We start from the raw sequence: 523 nt of genomic DNA, 5'->3' as shown, positions 1-523 counted from the left end.
CGCAAAAAAGAGCATGAATTGGGGCAATTTGAGTTGATGAGCGCTTTAAGGAAAGAATTAAAAAGCATGCCTGAAGCTAAAGGTTTAGAGAACATTAATCTTTCTGAAGTCTCTCTTATAGGGGGCGGTGGGGATAGTTCGCCCTTCCAAACCTTTGTGTTTTCCCATTCTCAAGAAGCGGTGGATAAAAGCGTGGCGAATTTGAAAAAATTCTTATTGGAAAGCCCTGAATTAAAAGGCAAGATTGAAGGCTATCATACAAGCACGAGCGAATCGCAACCGCAACTGCAACTAAAGATCTTAAGACAAAACGCCAACAAATACGGCGTGAGCGCTCAAACTATTGGATCAGTGGTGAGCTCTGCTTTCTCTGGGACTTCTCAAGCGAGCGTGTTCAAAGAAGATGGTAAAGAATACGACATGATTATTAGAGTGCCTGATAACAAGCGCGTTTCTGTAGAAGACATCAAACGCTTGCAAGTGCGTAATAAATACGATAAATTGATGTTTTTAGACGCTTTAG

Annotated in this window: 1 protein-coding gene; it reads left to right on the top strand. The window is 41.5% G+C overall.

All coding sequences use genetic code 11. The features are described from left to right. Positions 1-523 (top strand): efflux RND transporter permease subunit (locus IEY73_RS34935; protein ID WP_189083270.1); only part of this gene is annotated, 523 nt, incomplete at both ends.

The sequence above is a fragment of the Mangrovihabitans endophyticus genome, assembly GCF_014646155.1.
Lineage (GTDB): Bacteria > Actinomycetota > Actinomycetes > Mycobacteriales > Micromonosporaceae > Actinoplanes > Actinoplanes endophyticus.
Note: the sequence above shows the minus strand (reverse complement) of the source record. Positions and strands in the feature narration are given on the sequence as shown.